Source organism: Bacillus sp. DJP31, from assembly GCF_049310945.1.
GTDB lineage: Bacteria > Bacillota > Bacilli > Bacillales > SA4 > Bacillus_BS.
On sequence record NZ_JBMERO010000088.1, the window covers coordinates 1 to 1,116 of the forward strand.

General features: G+C 39.2%; 1 protein-coding gene. It reads left to right on the top strand.

Annotated features, from left to right (window positions below; translation table 11 throughout):
- Positions 1-110: 110 nt before the first annotated feature.
- The coding region (locus ACOI1C_RS22530; protein WP_422512872.1) for an IS4 family transposase at positions 111-1,116 on the top strand (1,006 nt) is incomplete at its 3' end.

Consider the following 1,116-nt stretch of genomic DNA (forward strand, 5'->3'; position numbering starts at 1 on the left):
AAAAAAAGCCTCTTCGAAAGAGACGAAAAGGCAAGAAAAACCCGCATGAACACTGACTTTTTGGTATAATTAAGGTACCATTCCAAATTAAACAAAAAGGACGTGTTATCATGCAGAATAATGTAAAAGAAATCGAAAAAATATTTCAATCACATGGTTTTTCTATTGACTCTATTATACAAAATGCGATGAAAGAATTTAAATTTCGTTCCCTTTGTCATCGGGTCGGATTTAAAAAACAACAAGGCCATTCTGTCACCGACATTATGACTTTATTGTTGTTGCTTCCACTCATGCTAATCACTAGTGTTAACGCCCTTTATAAAAGCGGTTATCAAAACATGGCAGGTATGAAAAAGGATGCTCTTTACCGTCAGAAAAATAACGAGCGCATGCCTTGGCGCAATCTACTTTTAAATGTCGCAAAGCAATTTCAAAAATCAGTGAATCCGAACAAGGAAATGGCCAAAAAAGCAGCCTTTATTTTGGATGACACGATTGATATCCGTACGGGTCGGAAAATTGAAAAGATTTCCTATGTTCATGATCACGTAGCGGGTCGGAAGAAAAGTACACTTGGGTATAAGAACTTAACGCTGGGGCTGTTTGACGGGACAAGTTTTACGCCACTTGATTTTAGCCTGCATGCAGAAAAACCACAGAAAAAAAAGCATTGGAAAGAACAATACACTAAAATAAGGGATCCCCGGTCCAATGGAGCCAAGCGCAAGAAAGAGTGTGATGTGGACAAGATTACCAGCGGGATTAAGATGCTTAAAAGAGCTGTGAAACATGGATTTCAGGCCAACTATGTTTTAGTCGATAGCTGGTTCCCAAGTAAGGGATTCATCTCAACCGTTAGAGGGATTAAGAATGGTGCGTTGCACCTTATTTGTGCCATGAAAAAGGATTTCAGAAAATACACTTACAACGGACAGGAATTGAACGCCAAACAACTACTAAAAGCCCTTCAGAATGAAGGGAAAGAAAAGCGTTGTCGTAAAAGAAACACACGCTACTTTGAAGTGACTGTCGAGTATGCGGGCGTCGGTGAAACGGTGAAGTTGTATTTTTGTCGATTTCCCTACCAAAAAAAGTGGAAACTATTCCTGTCTA